The organism is Brevundimonas sp. (genome assembly GCF_031082345.1).
In the GTDB taxonomy this organism is placed as follows: domain Bacteria; phylum Pseudomonadota; class Alphaproteobacteria; order Caulobacterales; family Caulobacteraceae; genus Brevundimonas.
In genome coordinates this window covers 1-18417 of the sequence record NZ_JAVHLH010000026.1, presented here as the reverse complement: position 1 = coordinate 18417, position 18417 = coordinate 1, and the positions used below count along the sequence as shown (strand labels likewise).

The following is an 18417-nucleotide window of genomic DNA, read 5'->3' as shown; positions in this document are numbered from 1 at the left end:
GCATCCGTTCGTCGGCGCGGGCCTGGTGGATGTTCCGCGTCATGGGCGCCTCCCGGGTCCAGGTGCTGGACGGCGGCCTGCCGAAATGGCGCGCCGAGGGCCGTCCGGTCGAGTCCGGGCCCGGCGCCCCCGTGGACCGCACGGTCTTCGCCGCCCGACTCGCCCAGGACGCCGTCGCTGATCTCCACGCCGTGCGCGCCGCCCTGGCCGGAGACGACCAGGTGGTGGACGCCCGCGCCGCCGACCGCTTCGCGGGTCGCGCGCCGGAGCCCCGCGCGGGTCTGCGCTCCGGTCACATGCCCGGGGCGCTGAATCTGCCCTTCCCCGGTCTCCTGAACGCCGACGGCGCGATGAAGTCCGCCGGCGACCTGGAGGCCGCCTTCCGGGCCGCGGGCGTGGACCTCGACCGGCCCGTCGTCACCAGCTGCGGTTCCGGCGTCACGGCCGCCATCCTCAGCCTCGGCCTCGCGGTCCTCGGCCGCCCCTCCCGCCTCTACGACGGCAGCTGGGCCGAATGGGGCGGGCGCGACGATACGGACGTCGTTGCTGGTCCCTAGTTCGGCGGCGCGACCGCCGGAATGGGCAGGTCGTCCGGCACGACGTCGTCGCTCTCGCCGCGCGACACCACCGTCGCCGCCACCAGGTCTCCAGTGACATTCAGCGTGGTGCGGCACATGTCGAGGAAGCGGTCGACGCCGAGGATCAGGCCGATGCCTTCGGCCGGCACCCCGACCATCACCAGGATCAGGGCGATGACCGGCAGCGAGCCCGCGGGCACCCCGGCCGTGCCGATGCCGCCGAGGATGCAGACCAGCATCACCACCAGCTGCTGCTGCAGGTTCAGGTCGATGCCGAAGAACTGGGCCAGGAACAGGACCGTGACGCCCTCGAACAGGGCGGTGCCGTTCTGGTTGGCGGTCGCCCCGACGGTCAGCACGAAGCGCGAGATGCGCTTGGGCAGCTTCAGCTTCTCCTCGGCCGCCTTGATGGCGATCGGCAGGGTAGCGTTGGACGAGGCGGTCGAGAAGGCCACCACGAACGGCTCCTTCACGCCCATGGCGAACTTCAGCGGGTTCATGCCGCCGAAGATCCAGACCAGCAGCGGATAGACGACGAACATGTGGATCGCCATGGCCCCCACGGCCACGCCGGCATAGGCGCCGAGCCGGATCAGCAGGTCCCAGCCGAACACGGCCGCGAGGTTGAACATCAGGGCGGCGATGGCGATCGGCGCCAGTTTGATGACGAGATTGATGAGCTTCATCATCACCTCGAACAGGCCCTGCAGCGTCTCCTGCAGCCGGTCGGTGGCCGGGCTCTTGGCCATGACCATGCCGATGCCGAAGATCAGGGCGAAGACCATCACCGGCAGGATCTGGTTCTCGGCCGCGGCGGTGAAGACGTTGGACGGGATCATGTCGAGGAAGAACTGGCCGGCCTCGATGCTGGTCGGCGCGCTGCCCACGATGGCCGAGGCGCCCTCCGCGCCCTGGGCCAGCAACAGCTGCGCCAGAGCCGGATCGACCCCGTCGCCGGGGCGGAAGAAGTTGACCATGCCCAGGCCGATGCCGACCGCGATGGCCGAAACCATCACGGTGAAGATCAGGGTCTTGAATCCGACCCGGCCCAGCGACTTCAGGTCGCCCATCTCGGCGACGCCGACGGCCAGGGCCGAGAACAGCAGCGGCAGGACCAGCATGAACAGCAGCCGCAGGAAGATCTGTCCGACCGACTGGATGATCTCCATCACCCAGGGGATGACCACCAGGTCGTTCAGATTGACGTACAGTCCGCCTCCGAGGCCGGCCGCGAAGCCCAGCAGCATCCACAGATAGAGCGGGATCCCGCCGCGTTTGGTCGTTTCCATAGGTCCCCCCGGCCTCGGCCGATGTCGTTACCGGATCGGCAGGGCGTAGATCAGGCCGCCCGGCCGAGCATTCCATTGTGCGTTAAGGCCGCGCGCCAGGTCGAGCGATGAATCCGGCCCGAGATTGCGGGTGAAGATTTCCCCATAGTTCCCCGAAGCTTCGATAGCATTCTTCGCCCATTCTCTCGAAAGTCCCATCGTCGGCCCCAGGTCGCCCTCGGCGCCCAGCAGCCGGCGAATCTGCGGATCGCGCGAATCCTCGGCCAGTTGGTCGGCGGTTTCGGCCGTCACTCCCAGCTCCTCGGCCAGGACCAGGGCGTTCAGGGTCCAGCGCACGATCGAGGTCCAGGACTCGTCTCCCCGCTTCACGACCGGACCCAGCGGCTCCTTGGAGATGACGTCCGGCAGGATGGCGTGTTGCTCCGGGTTGGACAGCAGGGTTCGCGCCGCCGCCAGGGCCGAAATGTCGGCGCTGAAGGCGTCGCACTCCTCCCGGGCGTAGGCGGTCCGGGCCGCTTCCTCATTGGCGGTCACGACGGGGCTGTACTCGAGGCCCCGGGCCCGGAAGAAGTCGGCCACGTTCAGTTCCGACGTGGTTTCGCGCTGGACGCAGACCCGGGCCCCGTTCAGCTCCTGCGCGCTGGCCAGATCCAGCGAGCGCCGGACCAGAAAGCCTTGCCCGTCGTAATAGTTGACCCCGGCGAAGCGGATGCCCTCGGACACGTCACGCGACATGGTCCAGGAGGTGGCGCGCCACAGCACGTCGACGCGGCCGCCACGCAGGGCGTCGAAGCGCTGGCTCGAGGTCAGGGGGACGAATCGGACCGCGTTGGGGTTGCCCAGCACCGCCGCCGCCAGGGCGCGGCAGAAGTCGGCGTCGAAGCCGCGCCATTCGCCCCGGTTGTCGGTGTAGGCGAAGCCTACCAGCCCTTCGTGCACGCCGCAGTTCAGCCGGCCGCGCCGCTTGATCGCCTGCAGGGTGGGACTGGCGAACTCCGGCGCCTCGGTGGCCGCCACGACCGTCGTCGTTTCGGCCTCGGCCTCGCGATCGCCGCCCCCGCAGGCCGCCGCCAACAGGCCGAGAACCAGGATCACGCCCGTCGCCGCCGCTCGCCGCACCACCTCTGACCGCATTCCGCTCCTCGCCCGAGCCATTCAAGACCTTGCGCCCCCGCCTGCTTTAGAGGCCTTTGGAGCCTGAACCGCAACCCTCGACCGGCCTTCATGACCGACCAGCCCGATCCCGCCGCCCGCACCCGACTGATCGCCTTCGCCACCCGACGCGGCGGCGGCCGCCGGCCGGTCAGTCCGCCGGTCGAGCGCGCCTCGACCCTGCTCAACGACGATCCCGCGGCCATGCGGGACGAGGGCGCCGGTCCGGTCTACGGCATCGAGGATCTGACCGCCGCCCGCGAACTGCGCGCCGCCCTCGCCGATCTGGAGGGCGCGACCGAGGCCTGGCTGGTCCCCTCGGGCCTCGCCGCCGTCACCGTCCCCCTGATCGCCCTGCTCCGGCCCGGCGACGCGGTTCTGACGACCGACGCCCTGTACGGACCCTCCCGCCGCTTCCTCAATCGCCACCTGAAGGCGCGCGGCGTCGGCGCCGACTTCCACGCGCCCGACGCCTCCGTCGCCGACATCCTCGCGGCCCTGACCGACCGCACCCGGCTGCTGCTAATCGAGTCCCCCGCCTCCCTGACCTTCGAACTGGCCGACGTCCCGGCCCTGGCCGCCGCCTGCCGCGAGCGCGGCGTCCTGACCGTCATGGACAACACCTGGGCCGCCGGCCTCGCCTTCCGCCCGCTGGACCACGGCGTCGACGTCAGCGTCCAGGCGCTGACCAAATACGTCGGCGGCCACTCCGACCTGCTGATGGGCTCGATCGCCGTCGCCGGTCCCGCCGTCGGCCGTCCGATCGCGGAGACGATCGAGGATCTCGGCTGGCGGGTCTCGCCCGACGACGCCTGGCTGGCCCTGCGCGGCCTGCGCACCCTGCCGCTGCGCTACGCCGAACAGGCCCGCTCGGCCCTCATCGTCGCCGAATGGCTGCAGGCCCGCCCGGAGGTCGCCCGGGTCCTTTACCCCGCCCTGCCCGGCGATCCCGGCCACGACCTCTGGCGCCGCGACTACACGGGCGCCGCCTCCATCTTCGGCGTCGTCATGCGGGGCGGATCCGAAATCGCCGCCCACGCCCTGATGACCGCCCTTGAGCTGTTCGGCCTCGGCTATTCCTGGGGCGGGTTCGAAAGCCTGATCACCCACGAGACCGGCCACCTCGACCTCCGCCGCGCCCCGCCGACGCTGGGGGGCGAACTGCTCCGCCTCCACATCGGCCTCGAGGATCCCGCCGACCTGATCGCCGACCTCGCGCAAGGCCTCGCCGCCTGGCGCAACGCTATCCGCTGACCTTCGCCCGCGCCGCCTTCAGCTTCGCCGCCAACACGTTGCGCGCCTTCGCCTGCCGTTTCGCCAGCTCCTCCGCCTGCGCCTCATCCAGCGCCGCCGCTTTGGCCTCCAGCGCCTCGACCCGCGCCTTCGCCTTCGCGTCGGACGGCTCTGGCTTCTTCGCTTTCGGCGCCGTCTTCCGCGCGACCGCACCGACGTCCACCGCCAGCCCGCGCTCGATCAGCTCGCCCGGCGAGGCCAGCGCCGCCTCACGATCCGGTCCGATGTCGATCTCCTTGGCCGCCCCGTCCGAAAACAGGTCGCGCTTCACGCCCCACGCTTCCAGGGCCTTGGCCCGCGACGGCGCCGCCACGGTCCAGGAATGGAAGCCGTCGGAATAGCAGAACACCTTCAGTTTTCGCGCCATAGCTCAGTCCAGTTCGATCCACACCGGGGCGTGGTCGCTGGCCCGCTCGCGCCCGCGCACGGTCCGGTCCACGCCGGAATCCGTCAGCCGTTCCGCCGCCGCCGGGCTCAGCAGCAGGTGGTCGATCCTCAGCCCCGCGTCCCGCTCCCACGCCTGCCGGAAATACTGCCAGAAGGTCCACGGCGGCGGGTCGTCCGGGTATCGTTCGCGCAGGGCGTCGGTCCAGCCGTGGTCCAGCAGCCGCGCGAACGCCGCCCGGCTCTCGGGCTGCAGCAGGGCGTCCTTCTTCCACGAGCGGCTGTTGTAGATATCGGCCTCGGTCGGCACGACGTTGTAGTCCCCCGCCAGCACCACGGGCGCCCCGCTCTCCAGCAGCGACGCCGCATGGGCGTTCAGCCGCTCCATCCACGCCAGCTTGTAGTCGAATTTCGGCCCCGGCTGCGGATTGCCGTTGGGCAGGTAGAGCGAGGCGACCAGCACCCCGTCGACCGCCGCCTCCAGATAGCGGCTCTGGGCGTCGGTCTCGTCGCCGGGCAGGCTGCGCCGCGTCACCACGGGCGCCGCATCGCGCGCCAGGATCGCCACCCCGTTCCAGCGGTGCTCGCCCTTCCAGACGGCGTGGTAGCCCAGCGCCCGGATCGCCTCGGCCGGAAACTGCGCGTCCGTGGCCTTCAGCTCCTGCAGGCAGACCACGTCCGGCCGCGCCGCCTCCAGCCATTCCAGCAGATTGGCCAGCCGGGTGTTGATCCCGTTGATGTTGAAGGTGGCGATCTTCACCGACCCTCAACGGCCACGCTCGTGGCCGGTTGCCGGATGGCGCGCCCAGCAGGACTCGAACCTGCAACCGTCCGCTTAGAAGGCGGGTGCTCTATCCGGTTGAGCTATGGGCGCCCAAAGGCTGGTGAGCGTTAGCCGCCCTGACCCCGCGGCTCAAGCAGCGAGCCGCCGCGCGGCGAGCGTTAGCCGCACCAAAATTCAGTGCGTCCACGGGACCTTGCGGCTGGTGGCGAAATTGTCGGCATAGGCCTTGAGGATCACCGGCGCCTCCTGCGGCTCGTGCAGGCGGAACGGGATGCCGTGGCGCTCGGCGTAGGCCACCGCCTCCTCCTGCGAGTCGAAGTCGAGCCGCACCTGGCCGTTCATGTCGGCCGAACTGGTCCAGCCCATCAGCGGATCGATGGTGCGCGCCGACGCCGGTTCGAACTCAAGCCGCCAGTGTCTGGTCGCGCCCTTGCCGGACTGCATGGCCGTCTTGGCGGGGCGGTAGATGCGGGCGAGCATGGGGTCTGGTCCTGTCGGCGAAATTGGCGGCGTCCCTCGGGGGTCCTGATACTGGCTGCCCGGCGATCGGTCCAGCGTCGCTTGGCGGACGCCGCCCGACACCCTATCAGGGCCCGTCCGTGGAGGGACATCCAGTATGAGTAGACATCGCAGCCGCATGATCGGCGACCGCCCCCTGTCGCCCGAGACCCTGATGATGGGCTACGGCTACGATCCCGCCCTGTCCGAGGGGTCGATCAAGGTTCCGATCTTCCAGACTTCGACCTTCGTCTTCAAATCGGCCGAGGACGGCAAGCGCTTCTTCGAGGTGGCCTACGGCCTGCGCGAGAAGGAACCGGACGAGGCTCTCGGCCTGATCTACTCCCGGATCAACAATCCCAACCTCGAGATTCTCGAGGACCGGCTCGCCGTCTGGGACGGGGCCGACAAGGCCCTGGTCTTCTCCAGCGGCATGGCGGCGATCTCGACCACCATCCTGGCGCTCAGCCGCCCGAATGACGTGGTGGTCTATACGGCCCCGGCCTACGGCGGCACAGAATACCTGTTCGACCGCATCCTGCCGCGCATGGGGGTCGAGACCGTCAGCGTCGCCGACGCCGACGGCGGCGAGGCCCTGACCCGCGCCATCGGCGAAGCCGCCAAACGGGCTAAGGCACGCGGGGGACGGCTGGCCGCCGTCTATGTCGAGACCCCGGCCAATCCGACCAACCAACTGATCGACCTCCAGGCCGCCGCCGCCGCCATCAAGGCGCTGGGTCAGGCAGAAGCGCCGCCGCTGGTGGTCGACAACACCTTCCTCGGACCGCTGTGGCAGAAGCCCCTCGCGCACGGCGCCGACCTGATCCTGTACTCCCTGACCAAATACGTTGGCGGCCACTCCGACCTTATCGCCGGCGCCTGCATGGGCCGCGCCGATCTGATGGGTCGGGTGGCCGAGATGCGAACGATCTGCGGCACGGTGACCGATCCCCACACCGCCTGGCTGCTGATGCGCAGCCTCGAGACCCTGCACATCCGCATGGAGCGCTCGCAGGCCAACGCCGTCGAGCTGATCCGGCGCTTGCGCGGTCATGCGAAGATCGAGGCCGTCCTGGACGCCGGCGGCGCCGAGAGCTCGCCCGGGCAGCAGGCGATCTTCGCGCGTCAGTGTCTGGGCGCCGGCTCCACCTTCTCGCTGCGGCTCAAGGGCGGCGAGGCCGAGGCCTTCCGCATGCTCAACGCCCTGCGGCTGTTCAAGCTGGCCGTCAGCTTGGGCGGCACCGAAAGCCTGGTCTCCCACCCCTCCAGCACGACCCATTCGGACTACAGTGACGAAGCCAAGGCCCGCTGCGGCATCGGCGACAATCTCGTCCGGCTTTCGGTCGGCATCGAGAACGTCGACGACCTGTACGCCGATCTGGAGCAGGCGCTGGCGGCGGTTTGAGGGATTGAAAGACGGCGCCGCCGTCCGGACTGGTCGGGGCGAGAGGATTCGAACCTCCGACCCTCTGCTCCCAAAGCAGATGCGCTACCAGGCTGCGCTACACCCCGATCCAGAGGCGGGTCTTTGCCACGCGACGCCCCCCGCCGCAACGAGGCTTATTCCGAGGCGAAGAACGGATGGCGGACCCGGTCGCCCGGTTTGGCGCCGATCTCGTCGGCGCGGCCCGCGCGGAGCTCCAGCACGCCGCTGGCCGGTCCGTTCGACGGGATCATGGCGTCGGAGTTCGGGGTCGCGCGCTCGGCGATCGAGACGATGCGGCCGTAGGGATCGATGTAGATGATGTCCAGCGAGCTGGGCGTGTTGTGCATCCAGAAGCTGCGCTCGGCCACGTCGGGGAACTGGAACAGCATGCCGCGGTCGTCGGCCAGCGGCTCGCGGTGCATGAGGCCGCGCTGGCGCTCCGGCTCCTCGTCGGCGATCTCGACCATGAACCGGTGCTCGCCGGTGGCCGTGACGACCGTCAGCGGCTCCAGCGGTTCGCCGTTCGGCCCCGTCGCCGTCCCCGCGCCGGCGCATCCGGCCAGCAGAACCAGGCCGGCGAGGCCCGCCAGAATGCCGCTACGAACCAACATCATTCCACCCTCAAGACAGTCCGCCGCAATTTGCGCCGATCCGCGCGCGCGGCAAGGCCCAGCATAGCCGCCGCCGACGCCGGGGGCGAGCGGTCATGACGACGGGGTCAGTCGGCCGGCCGGATTTCCGCGACCACCAGCCCCTTCGGCCCCTCGGCGAAGCGCACGGCCACGGGTTCGCCGGGGATCAGATCGTCCAGTCCGCACCGCCGCAGGGTCTCGACGTGAACAAAGATGTCTCCGGGCTTGCCGTCGCGGACCACGAAGCCGTAGCCCTTGGTGCGGTTGAACCATTTGACGATGGCGCTCTCGAGGGCGGCGCCGTCGTCCGTCGCCGGGAGGACCGTGCGGCTGTCCCGCCGCAGGTTGTCGTAGGCGCCGCGGCGGGGCGCGGTCACGGCGTCCGGGTCGCCTTCGCCCAGGTCGTGGACCTCGGTCACCTGCCAGCCCTTGGGGCGCCGGGCGCATTCGCAGGTGATGGGCGCGCCCTCGGCCGCCGTGTCCCGTCCGCTGTCGCGCAGGCTGGAGATGTGCAGCAGCACGTCCTTCATACCGGTCAGGGTCGGTTCGTCGGGCACGATGAAGCCATATCCCTTGCCGGGATCGAACCATTTCACCCGGCCGGCGATACGCACCGTCTCGACTGTCTCAACGCCCTCGTAGTCAGACACCGTCTTCCCCCTGCCCACGCGTCCTGCGGGCAAGCTTGTTTAACACGGTTCTGTGAACGGCGGAAAAGACAAAATCGCCGGATTTGCCCTTCAAGCGAATATTTTTGCCGATGCAACCCTTGGCCGGCGCCCGACGCGGCGCATCGATCTTCGGGCCTCACGGGACGGCGCCGCCGGGCCGCCCGTCGGACTCTTCGTCAGCGCGCAGGCGCCAAACGGCGTCGCGGACCGGCTTCGACCCAAGATGTGAGGAAAGCCCCGCGTGGCAGTCCCTAGGGGAATCGAACCCCTCTTTTCAGGTTGAAAACCTGACGTCCTAACCGATAGACGAAGGGACCGCTGCGCGGGGAAGCGGCGATATAGCCGCCGATTCCGTGGGGTGCAAGCCGCTTGGGCCCAGAAAAGCGCGATCAGCGTTCGGCCTGGGCCATGCGCGGATCGGCGACGTCCTCGATCTCGAACTGCACGCCGCGGCGGCCGTTCCAGTCGTCGGCTTTCAACCGGCCGGCGACGCTCAGACCGCCCTGCCCGGCCAGCAGCGCCTTGCCCGACGGCAGGTCGGCGCAACGCCAGGCGATGGCCTTCACCGACGCCCCGTCGGCCCCGACCAGACGGCAACGCACATGGCCGCCGTTCATGGCCACGGGCTCGCGGACGGCGACATGCTCCAGGGCGAACAGGGGCTCGGGATTGGCCGGCCCGAACGGCGCCAGCTGTTCGAACTGTTCGAACAGGGCCCGGCTCGCCGCGCCGGGCTCGATCAGGGCGTCGATCTCGACCCCGTCCAGCGCCTCGGCCGCGGCCTGCTCGCCGGCCATCCGGTCGTTGAGGAAGTCGCGCAGCCGCCCGATGTCGTCGGCCTTGACCGTCAGCCCCGCCGCCATGGCGTGACCGCCGCCCGCCATCAGCACGCCGGCCTCCCACGCCGCCTGCACCGCCTTGCCGAGATTCATGCCCGGCTGCGACCGGCCCGAGCCCTTGCCGACGCCGTTCACCGCGTCGACGCCGATCACCACCACCGGCTTGCGCCAGCGTTCGCGCAGCCGCCCGGCGACGATGCCGACCACCCCCGGATGCCACTCGTCGCCCTCGATCACCACCACGGCCGAGCCGTCGGCGTGGGCGCCGGTGGCCTCGACCATCCGCGTGGCCTGCTCCGTCACCTGCTTTTCCACCTCGCGGCGGGCGATGTTCAGGGCGTCCAGCTCCTGGGCCAGGGCCATGGCTTCCTCGGGATCATCGGTCGACAGCAGTCGCGCCCCGAGGTCCGACTTGCCGATCCGCCCGCCCGCATTGATGCGCGGGCCGAGAATGAAGCCGGCGTGGTTCGACTTGGCCGGTCCCGGCTCGGCCCCCGCCGCCGCCAGCAGCGCCCGCAGCCCCGGATTGCCCCAGTCCGACATCACCCGCAGGCCCAGACTGGTCAGGGCCCGGTTGAATCCCGTCAGGCCGGTGACGTCGCAGATCGCCCCCATGGCCGCCAGATCCAGCCACTGACGGATGTCCGGCTCCCTGATCTCCCCGAACAGGCCGCGCCGCCGCGCCTCGCGGTTCAGCGCGGCCAGCAGCACGAACACCACCCCCGCCGCCGCCAGATTGCCTTGCCCCGAGTTGCAGCCCGGCCGGTTGGGATTGACCACGGCGGCGCAGACCGGCGGATGCTCGCGCATCATGTGGTGGTCGATGACCACGACCTTCAGCCCGATCGCCGCCGCATGGGCCACGGCCTCATTGGCCGCCGCGCCGCAGTCGACGGTGATCACCAGATCGGCGCCCGAGGCCTTTAGCGTGTCGAAGGCCTTCGGGCTCGGGCCATAGCCCTCTGTGATCCGGTCCGGCACATAGATCGGCAGGTCCGCGCCCATGGCTCGGAACCAGCGCACCAGCAGGGCCGCGCTCGAGGCCCCGTCGACGTCGTAGTCGGCGAAGACGTGGATCGAGGCCCCGGCCTGCAGGCCGTCGAGGATGGCCTCCGCCGCCGCATCCATGTCCATGAAGCTGGACGGGTCGGGAAACAGCGCCTTCAGCGTCGGCTGCAGGAAGTCCGCCCCCTGGTCGGCCCGCACCCCGCGCGCCGCCAGCGCCCGCGCCAGCGGCTCCTCCAGGTTCAGCGCCTGCATATGCGCCCGGATCAGACCGGCCTCGGCCGGTCTTTGCCGCCAGGCGCGCCCGGACAACGAGCGGGAAACCCCCAGAAACGCGGGCAGGCTTCCCCCATCGGCCATCAGACAGGCCGCCGTGTGCGGATGCGCTGGATGGTCCGGGTCGAGGAATCCATCACCAGCGTATGGGTGGTGACAAAGCCGTCGCGCACCGTCACCCCGTCCAGCATGGCGCCCTTGGTCACGCCGGTGGCGGCGAAGATGGCGTCCTTCGAGACCAGCTCGTGCAGGTCGTATTTGCGGTCGAAATCCTTCACGCCGGTGCGCTCGGCCCGGGCCCGCTCGTCGTCGTTGCGGAAGATCAGCCGGCCCTGGAAATGACCGCCGACGCATTTCAGCGCGCTGGCCGCCAGCACGCCTTCCGGCGCCCCGCCCGAGCCGAGGTACAGGTCGATGCCCGTCTCCGGCTCGGCGGTGTGGATCACCCCCGCCACGTCGCCGTCGGTGATCAGCAGCACGCGCGCACCGACCTCGCGCAGGGCGGCGATCAGCTCGGCGTGGCGCGGCCGGTCCATGACGCAGACGGTGATGTCGCGCGGGTCGACGCCCTTGGCCGAGGCCAGCGAGCGGACGTTGTCCTGCGGCTTCATGTCCAGATCGACCGTGCCCGGCTTGTAGCCCGGCCCGATGGCGATCTTGTCCATATAGGTGTCGGGCGCGTGCAGCATGCCGCCGCCGGGCGACATCGACAGTACGCACAGGGCGTTTGCCATGGCCTTGGCCGTCAGGGTCGTGCCCTCCAGCGGATCGAGGGCGATGTCGATGGCCGGGCCCTTCCCGGTGCCGACCCTCTCGCCGATGTACAGCATCGGCGCCTCGTCGCGCTCGCCCTCGCCGATGACGATCTTGCCGTCGATGTCGAGCTTGTTCAGCGCCGTGCGCATGGCGTCGACGGCCAGCTGGTCGGCCTGTTTCTCGTCGCCGCGGCCGATCTGGGCGTAGCTGGCGATGGCCGCCAGTTCGGTGACCCGGGCGGCGTCGGCGGCCAGCGTGGATGCGTAGGGGGCCGTTCCGGCCATGGGCGTTCTCCTGAGGACGATGATCCCGGGATTCTGTCGTCCCGGCGATTCCAGATGGGGCTAGCGGCGCGGGACCGGCGGCGGGGCGCGGCCGCGTTCCCGGGCGCGCCGGGCGAATTCCTCGATCTCGGCGGCGGTCTGCGCGGTCACCGGGTCGACCTTCACGGCGTCGATTCGCGCCTGGACCGCCGCGGCGAAGGCGGCCGGATCTTCGGTCAGCGTCCAGTCGATGCGCGCGACCTCGCTCGCCAGCGCTCCGCCCGACTGGTTCAGCGTGTTCACGCGCGCCGCGATCATCGCGGGGTCCGGCTCGGCCTGCAGCGCCCTGGGGAAGTCGGCCCAGCGGGGATACTCGCGGTTGGCCTCGACCAGCGTCTGGACCTGTGCCGCCGCCGGCGAGGTCGGGTCCGTCTGCGGATCGAACGCCCCCACGCAGGCGCCCAGGCCGGCCGCGGCGGCGGCGACGGCCGCGGCCGCTGCGAATTTCCCGATCGGCGCGTTCATGTCAGGGGCGGTCATATGCCATGATGGCGACCGGCGGAAGGGCGGCGACGACCCCTACGTCCGATCCTGACGTCCTCCCGGAGCCTTCCTGCATGGCCAAGCGTCCGACCACCCCGCCCCCGGCTCCCGCGACCGCCGCCGCGCGCGCGCCGCGCAAGTCCGGTCGCCCGACCTCGGCCAAGCCTCCGCGCCCCCGCGCCGCCAGGGCCAAAGTCGCCTCTGACCAGCCCGCGCCCGCCCCGGAGCCGGCCCCGAAACCGGAGCCCGGCCCCGCCGCGTCCGCCTCCCCGGCCGCCGACCAGCGCCAGATGCTCGAAACCCTGTCGCTGAACCTGGCCCGCGCCGCCATGACGGCCCAGGCCGCCATCGCCGAGGCCGCCCTGTCTCAGGCCGACCGCCCCGCCGCCCTGTCGCCCGATCCGTTCAACGTCGGTCCGGCCATGAACTCGGTCATGACCAGCCTCGCCGCGCGTCCGGACAAGCTGTTCGCCGCCCAGGCCGACCTGTTCAACCGCTACATGGACCTGTGGGCCTCCACCACCCGCCGCGCCGCCGGCGAGGAGGTCGCCACCGCGCCGTCAAAGGACAAGCGCTTCAAGGACCCGGCCTGGTCCGAAAACCCGATGTTCGACGTCATGCGCCAGTCCTATCTGGCCACCGCCGACTGGATGAACGGCCTCGTCTCCAGCGTCGAGGACATCGACCCGCGCACCAAACGCCGCGCCGAATTCTTCACCAGGCTGCTGACCGACGCCTTCTCGCCCTCCAACTTCCTCGCCTCCAACCCCGCCGCCCTGAAGGCCCTGGCGGAGTCGAACGGCGAATCACTGGTGAAGGGGATGCAGAATTTCGCCGCCGATCTGGAGCGCGGCGCCGGCAAGCTGAAGATCAGCCAGGCCGACTACGGCCGCTTCAAGGTCGGCGAGAACGTCGCCACCGCCCCCGGCCAGGTGGTCTGGCGCGACGAGCTGTTCGAACTGATCCAGTACGACGCCGCCACCGACAGACAGCGTGAGATCCCGCTGCTGATCTTCCCGCCGTGGATCAACAAATTCTACATTCTGGACCTGCAGCCCGAGAACTCGATGATCCGCTGGCTCTCGGCCCAGGGCTTCACCGTCTTCGTCTGCTCCTGGGTCAATCCGGATGTCGACAAGGCCGGCTACGGCTTCGACGACTACCTCGAGAAGGGCGTCTACCGCGCCGTCGAAAAGGCCCTCGAACAGTCGAAGGCCGAGCACATCAACACCGTCGGCTACTGCATCGGCGGCACCTTGATGGGCGCGGCCCTGGCCCATATGGCCGCGAAAAAGGACGACCGCGTCACCGCCAACACCTTCTTCGCCGCCCAGCACGACTTCGCCGAGGCCGGCGACCTGTTGCTGTTCACCGACGACCACTGGCTCAACGAGATCGAGCAGCAGATGGACGCGGCCGGCGGCGTCCTGCCCGGCGCGGCCATGGCCGAGACCTTCAATGCGCTCCGCGCCAACGATCTGATCTGGTCCTTCTTCGTCAGCAACTATCTTATGGGCAAGGATCCGCCCGCCTTCGACCTGCTGTTCTGGAACGCCGACCAGACCCGTATGCCGAAAAAGCTGCACATGGACTATCTGCGCTCGATGTACGGCCGGAACGCCCTGTCGCAGGGCCAGTTCGAGATCGGCGGCGTCCGCGTCGACCTGTCGACGGTGAAGATCCCGCTCTATTTCCAGGCCAGCCGCGAGGATCACATCGCCCCGATGAACTCGGTCTATCGCTCGGCCCGGGCCTTCTCCGGCGCCGACGTCACCCTGACCCTGGCCGGCTCGGGCCATATCGCCGGCGTGGTCAATCCGCCCGCGGCGAAGAAATACCAGCACTGGACCAACCCCGCCCTGCCCGCCTCCCTGGCCGAGTGGCAGGCGCAGGCCGAGGAGCATCCCGGCAGCTGGTGGAGCCACTGGGCCGACTGGCTGCACGCCCGCTCCGGCGACTGGGTCCTCGCCCGCGACCCCAAAAAGGGCCCGCTCAAGCCGATCGAACCCGCGCCCGGATCCTATGTGAAGGTGAAGTCTTGAACCGTCTCGAACCGAACCTGCTGCTGGCCCTGTCCACCGGCCTTGCGCTGGTGCTCGTCGTGGTGACCAGCAGCTTCTACGGCGCCACGCCCCAGCTGCTGCGCAACGCCGTGCTGGCCGTCGCCTGCTCGGCCGGCTTCGTGCTGTTGAACCCGATGCTGCAGCGGCGCATGAAACAGGCCGCCCGGCCGCCGATGATCCATCGCGACAGCCCGGGCACGGCGATCTGGGCCGGCCTGTTCCCGCTCGCCGTCATCTTCGCCGCCGCCGTGCCGATCTTCTGGCCCGGCCACGACTACGGCCTGCTGGTGATCATCGCCGCCGTCTGGACCGGCGTCACCGTCGAGTCGGCGATCAAGGCGGTCAGGCGGGCCTGAAGCTCAGCGCCACGCCGTTGTTGCAGTAGCGTTTCCCCGTCGGCCGCGGCCCGTCGTCGAAGATATGACCCTGGTGCCCCAGGCAGCGGGCGCAGTGATACTCCGTACGCGGAATGCCGATGGCGAAGTCGGTCTTGGTCCCGATATTGGCGGCGATGACGTCGTAGAAGCTCGGCCACCCCGTGCCGCTGTCGTACTTCCACTGCGACCGGAACAGCGGCAGCTCGCAGCCCCGGCACACGAAGGTCCCGGCCCGGTGTTCGTCGTTCAGCGGGCTGGTGTAGGGTCGCTCGGTCGCCTCGCGCCTCAGCACGTCATAGCTGGCCCGCGGCAGTCGCGCCCGCCACTGGGCGTCGGTGATCCGCCGGAACGGCGAGTTCGCATACTGCCGCTCCGAGGCGTCCGCCGGCCCCGGCGAACAGGCGCTCAATCCGACCGCGCCGGCGGTCAGCATCAGATGGCGGCGGGACAGGGCGTGGGTCATGACGGTTGATACGTCGGAAATGGGCCGGCGGTTTTCAAGCGCAGCGGATCAGGTGAGCCCCGTCCCCTCATCCAGCCCCAGCATCAGGTTCAGATTCTGCACCGCCGCCCCCGAGGCCCCCTTGCCGAGATTGTCCAGCAAGGCGACCAGCCGCACCTGCTCGCCCGCCCGGTCGCCGAACACATGCAGACGCATTTTGTTGGTCCCGTTCAGCCCTTCCGGATCGATCCCGGTCATGGCCTCGGTCTCCTCCAGCTCGGCTGCCTCGACGAAGCGACAGTCCGCATAGGCCTCGGCCAACGCCCCGTGCACCACCTCCACCGACGGCGACGACGGCAGGGCCGCCAGCTGCAGCGGAACCTCGACCAGCATCCCCTGCCGGTAGGCCCCCACCGCCGGGGCGAACAGCACCGGCCGCTCCAGTCCGGTGTGCTTCGTCATCTCCGGCACATGTTTGTGCTTCAGCGACAGGCCATAGGCGCGATACGCCTCCGCCTGGCCACTCTCGAACTCCGCGATCATCGCCTTGCCGCCGCCCGAGTATCCCGACACCGCATTGACCGTCACCGGCCAGCCCGCCGGAATGATCCCCGCCGACACGAGCGGCCGCACGAGCCCGATGAAGCCGGTCGGATAGCAGCCCGGGTTCGAGACCCGCGTCGCCTCCGCGATCTGCTCCCGCTGTCCCGGCGCCATCTCGGCGAAGCCATAGGTCCAGGCCGGATCGACCCGATAGGCCGTCGAGGCGTCGATCACCCGCACCGCCGGGTTCTCGATCATCGACACCGCTTCCTTCGCCGCCTCGTCCGGCAGGCAAAGGATCACCGCGTCGGCTTCGTTCAGCGCCTCGCGCCGCGCCGCCACGTCGCGCCGCCGGTCGCCCAGCAGGATCAGCGCCAGATCCCCGCGCGCCTCCAGCCGCTCGCGGATCTCCAGCCCCGTGGTCCCGGCCTCGCCGTCGATGAAGATCGTGTGGGTCATCGAACGCTCCTGATCCTTCTCCCCTTGCGGGAGAAGGTGGCCCGCGCAGCGGGTCGGATGAGGGGTCGCACCGGTCTTGCCGGGCGACCCCTTCGTCATTCATGGTCCGGCCCACCGTCGGCAACCGTCGGCAAGACCCCTCATCCGTCAGTCCCGGCTTCGCCGGTCCTGCCACCCGTCCAAGTCGTCGGTTCCACCGACGCCTTCTCCACCGCAAGGGAGAAGGAAGGAGCAAACGATGCGTCATCTCACCCCCGCCCTCGCCGCCGCCCTGCTGACCCTCGCCGCCGCCTCTTCGGCGCAGGCTGAGGAGGGCATGTGGACCTTCGACAACTTCCCGATCGCGCGGGCCAACCAGACGCTGGGGACCAATATCGACCAGGCCTGGCTGGACCGGGTGCGGCTGAGTTCGGTCAAGTTCGGCGGCTGTTCGGCGGGCATCGTCTCGGCCGAGGGGCTGGTGATGACCAACAACCACTGCGTCGCCAGCTGCGTGGCCAACCTGTCGACACAGGAAGTGAACTACGCCGAGACCGGCTTCGCGCCGCGCACCCGTGAGGACGAGCTGAAATGCCCGGGCGGCACGGCCGAGATCCTGACCGAGATCACCGACGTGACGGCGCGGATGCACGCGGCCGGCGAAGGGCTGGACGGCCAGGCCTTCACCCAGGCGCGCGACGCGGAAGCGGGCCGGATCGAACAGGAGGTCTGCGCCGGCGACGCCACGATCCGCTGCCAGGTGGTCAGCCTGTACCGCGGCGGCCAGTTCAAGCTGTACCAGTACCGCCGCTACACCGACGTGCGGCTGGCCTTCGCGCCGGAAGACCGGGCCGCGACCTTCGGCGGCGACCTGGACAATTTCAGCTTCCCGCGCTTCGCCATCGATGCGGCCTTCATCCGCCTCTATGAGAACGGCCAGCCGGTCGCGACGCCGACCCACTTCAAATGGAACGCCGACAAGCCGGCGGAGGGCACGCCGGTGTTCGTCTCGGGCAGCCCGGGATCGACGCAGCGGTTGCTGACCCAGGACCAGCTGATGACGGTGCGGGACGTGGTCCTGCCGCTGGACCAGTTGATCGCCTCCGAGCTGCGCGGGCGGCTGATCCGCTTCTCGGAGGAGAGCGAGGAGAACGCCTTCATCGCCATGGACCCGATCTCGGGCGTGGAGAACACCTACAAGCGCGGGCGCGGCCGGATGGCGGCCCTGGTCGATCCGGCCTTCATGGCCGGCCGGGCCGAGAACGAGGCGGACTTCCGTCGGCGCGTGGCGGCCGACGCCGCGCTGGCGGCGCGGATGGGCGACCCGTGGGGTGATCTGGCGGCGGTGCAGCCGGTGATGCGCGAACTGTATCCCGCCATGGCCCTGCTCGAGGGCGGGACCGGGGTGGGCACCACCGGCGCCGGGGGCGGCTCGCAGCTGTTCAACTGGGCGCGGACCCTGGTGCGGGGTGCGCAGGAGCGGCAGAAACCTTCGGAGGAACGCCTGCCGGAATACGCCGACAGTCGGTTGTCGGGGGTGCAGTCGGGCCTGTTCGCGGAACGGCCGGTCTATCCGTCACTGGAGCAGCTGCGGCTGGAGTGGTGGCTGTCCAAGACCCGGGAATGGCTGACCGTCGATGATCCCCGCGTGCGCGGCCTGCTGGGCCAGGAGTCGCCCGAGGGCCTGTCAGCGCGGCTGGTCGAGGGCACGACCCTGGCCGATCCGGCGGTGCGCCGGGCCCTGTGGGAGGGCGGTCTGGCCGCGATCGAGGCCTCGGACGATCCGCTGATCCGCTATCTGCTGTCGATCCAGGACGAGACGCGCGCGGTGCGGGCCGACTGGGAAGCCCGGGTCGAGGCGCCGACCAGCCGGGCCTCGGAGCGGCTGGCGGCGGCGCGGTTCGCGGCCTATGGCGACGCCGTCTATCCGGACGCCACGGGCACGCTGCGGCTGACCTACGGCCGGATCGAGGGTTCGGACGTGCCGGGGCAGCGGTTCGGCGCCTTCACCACCTTCGCCGGCCTGTGGGATCGCGCCACCGGGGCGGCGCCGTTCGACGTGGCCCCGAAGCTGCTGGCGGCGAAGGACCGCATCGACCCGGACACGGTGATGAACATGGCCGTGTCGTCCGACACCATCGGCGGCTCGTCGGGCTCGCCGGTGG

18 protein-coding genes and 3 tRNA genes are annotated in these 18417 nt (G+C 70.1%); 6 read left to right on the top strand and 15 right to left on the bottom strand.

Translation table 11 applies throughout. The annotated features are described in order from the left end of the window. The coding region (locus RDU12_RS03165) for a rhodanese-like domain-containing protein (protein WP_308684088.1) at positions 1 to 557 on the top strand (557 nt) is incomplete at its 5' end. Here the strand turns inward: RDU12_RS03165 and RDU12_RS03160 are convergent. Beyond that, a complete protein-coding gene (locus RDU12_RS03160) occupies positions 554 to 1867 on the bottom strand; it encodes a dicarboxylate/amino acid:cation symporter (RefSeq protein WP_300292759.1) in 1314 nt (437 codons plus the stop codon). The two genes, RDU12_RS03165 and RDU12_RS03160, sit on opposite strands and share 4 nt — an antisense overlap. A 27-nt stretch (positions 1868 to 1894) precedes the next feature. Then, positions 1895 to 3001, bottom strand: a complete 1107-nt coding sequence (locus RDU12_RS03155; RefSeq protein ID WP_308684087.1) for an amino acid ABC transporter substrate-binding protein — start codon at positions 2999 to 3001, stop codon at positions 1895 to 1897. A gap of 90 nt (positions 3002 to 3091) precedes the next feature. Between RDU12_RS03155 and metC the strand changes: the two genes are divergently transcribed. Continuing rightward, positions 3092 to 4273: a cystathionine beta-lyase gene (gene metC, locus RDU12_RS03150; protein ID WP_308684086.1), complete on the top strand. Its 1182-nt coding sequence runs from the start codon at positions 3092 to 3094 to the stop codon at positions 4271 to 4273. Here metC and RDU12_RS03145 read toward each other — a convergent pair. From RDU12_RS03145 to RDU12_RS03130, 4 genes are all read right to left on the bottom strand, one after another. Then, positions 4263 to 4679, bottom strand: coding sequence for a hypothetical protein (locus RDU12_RS03145; protein WP_300290244.1), 417 nt, complete (start codon positions 4677 to 4679; stop codon positions 4263 to 4265). The two genes, metC and RDU12_RS03145, sit on opposite strands and share 11 nt — an antisense overlap. Before the next feature lie 3 nt (positions 4680 to 4682). After that, entirely contained in the window at positions 4683 to 5456 is a 774-nt protein-coding gene (locus RDU12_RS03140) for an exodeoxyribonuclease III (protein ID WP_300290245.1), read from the bottom strand. A 37-nt stretch (positions 5457 to 5493) separates the two neighbouring features. Next, positions 5494 to 5570, bottom strand: a tRNA-Arg gene (locus RDU12_RS03135). Between the two features lie 84 nt (positions 5571 to 5654). Next, on the bottom strand, positions 5655 to 5960 hold the full coding sequence (locus tag RDU12_RS03130; RefSeq protein ID WP_300290247.1) for an ETC complex I subunit: 306 nt from the start codon (positions 5958 to 5960) through the stop codon (positions 5655 to 5657). A gap of 136 nt (positions 5961 to 6096) precedes the next feature. Here RDU12_RS03130 and RDU12_RS03125 point away from each other — a divergent pair, with 136 nt between their 5' ends. Then, the gene (locus RDU12_RS03125) at positions 6097 to 7383 is read left to right on the top strand and encodes a cystathionine gamma-synthase family protein (protein ID WP_300290248.1); all 1287 of its coding nucleotides are present in this window, start codon (positions 6097 to 6099) and stop codon (positions 7381 to 7383) included. Between the two features lie 30 nt (positions 7384 to 7413). Here the strand turns inward: RDU12_RS03125 and RDU12_RS03120 are convergent. From RDU12_RS03120 to RDU12_RS03090, 7 genes are all read right to left on the bottom strand, one after another. Continuing rightward, a tRNA-Pro gene (locus RDU12_RS03120) sits at positions 7414 to 7490 on the bottom strand. Positions 7491 to 7538: 48 nt separating this feature from the next. Further along, positions 7539 to 8018, bottom strand: coding sequence for a DUF192 domain-containing protein (locus RDU12_RS03115; protein ID WP_308684085.1), 480 nt, complete (start codon positions 8016 to 8018; stop codon positions 7539 to 7541). 104 nt (positions 8019 to 8122) lie between these two features. Further along, a complete protein-coding gene (locus RDU12_RS03110) occupies positions 8123 to 8686 on the bottom strand; it encodes a cold-shock protein (RefSeq protein ID WP_300290250.1) in 564 nt (187 codons plus the stop codon). 263 nt (positions 8687 to 8949) lie between these two features. Beyond that, positions 8950 to 9024 (bottom strand) — tRNA-Glu (locus RDU12_RS03105). A 72-nt stretch (positions 9025 to 9096) separates the two neighbouring features. Beyond that, on the bottom strand, positions 9097 to 10911 hold the full coding sequence (gene recJ, locus RDU12_RS03100; RefSeq protein WP_308684084.1) for a single-stranded-DNA-specific exonuclease RecJ: 1815 nt from the start codon (positions 10909 to 10911) through the stop codon (positions 9097 to 9099). Beyond that, positions 10911 to 11867: a class II fructose-bisphosphatase gene (gene glpX, locus RDU12_RS03095; RefSeq protein WP_300293571.1), complete on the bottom strand. Its 957-nt coding sequence runs from the start codon at positions 11865 to 11867 to the stop codon at positions 10911 to 10913. The genes recJ and glpX overlap by 1 nt, the downstream gene beginning before the upstream one ends. Before the next feature lie 60 nt (positions 11868 to 11927). After that, on the bottom strand, positions 11928 to 12371 hold the full coding sequence (locus tag RDU12_RS03090) for a hypothetical protein (RefSeq protein WP_308684083.1): 444 nt from the start codon (positions 12369 to 12371) through the stop codon (positions 11928 to 11930). Between the two features lie 92 nt (positions 12372 to 12463). Between RDU12_RS03090 and phaC the strand changes: the two genes are divergently transcribed. Next, positions 12464 to 14431, top strand: a complete 1968-nt coding sequence (phaC, locus tag RDU12_RS03085; RefSeq protein ID WP_308684082.1) for a class I poly(R)-hydroxyalkanoic acid synthase — start codon at positions 12464 to 12466, stop codon at positions 14429 to 14431. Beyond that, on the top strand, positions 14428 to 14808 hold the full coding sequence (locus RDU12_RS03080) for a hypothetical protein (RefSeq protein ID WP_300291302.1): 381 nt from the start codon (positions 14428 to 14430) through the stop codon (positions 14806 to 14808). Before phaC ends, RDU12_RS03080 begins: the two co-directional genes overlap by 4 nt. Here the strand turns inward: RDU12_RS03080 and msrB are convergent. Both msrB and argC read right to left on the bottom strand, forming a co-directional pair. After that, the gene (msrB, locus tag RDU12_RS03075; protein ID WP_300291300.1) at positions 14795 to 15292 is read right to left on the bottom strand and encodes a peptide-methionine (R)-S-oxide reductase MsrB; all 498 of its coding nucleotides are present in this window, start codon (positions 15290 to 15292) and stop codon (positions 14795 to 14797) included. The genes RDU12_RS03080 and msrB overlap by 14 nt on opposite strands. Positions 15293 to 15340: 48 nt before the next feature. Beyond that, positions 15341 to 16273, bottom strand: coding sequence for an N-acetyl-gamma-glutamyl-phosphate reductase (argC, locus tag RDU12_RS03070; protein WP_300291298.1), 933 nt, complete (start codon positions 16271 to 16273; stop codon positions 15341 to 15343). A gap of 238 nt (positions 16274 to 16511) precedes the next feature. On the opposite strand from argC, the gene RDU12_RS03065 reads away from it, so the two are divergent. Further along, positions 16512 to 18417, top strand: a 1906-nt coding sequence (locus RDU12_RS03065) for a S46 family peptidase (protein ID WP_308684081.1), incomplete at its 3' end; no start/stop codon positions are given.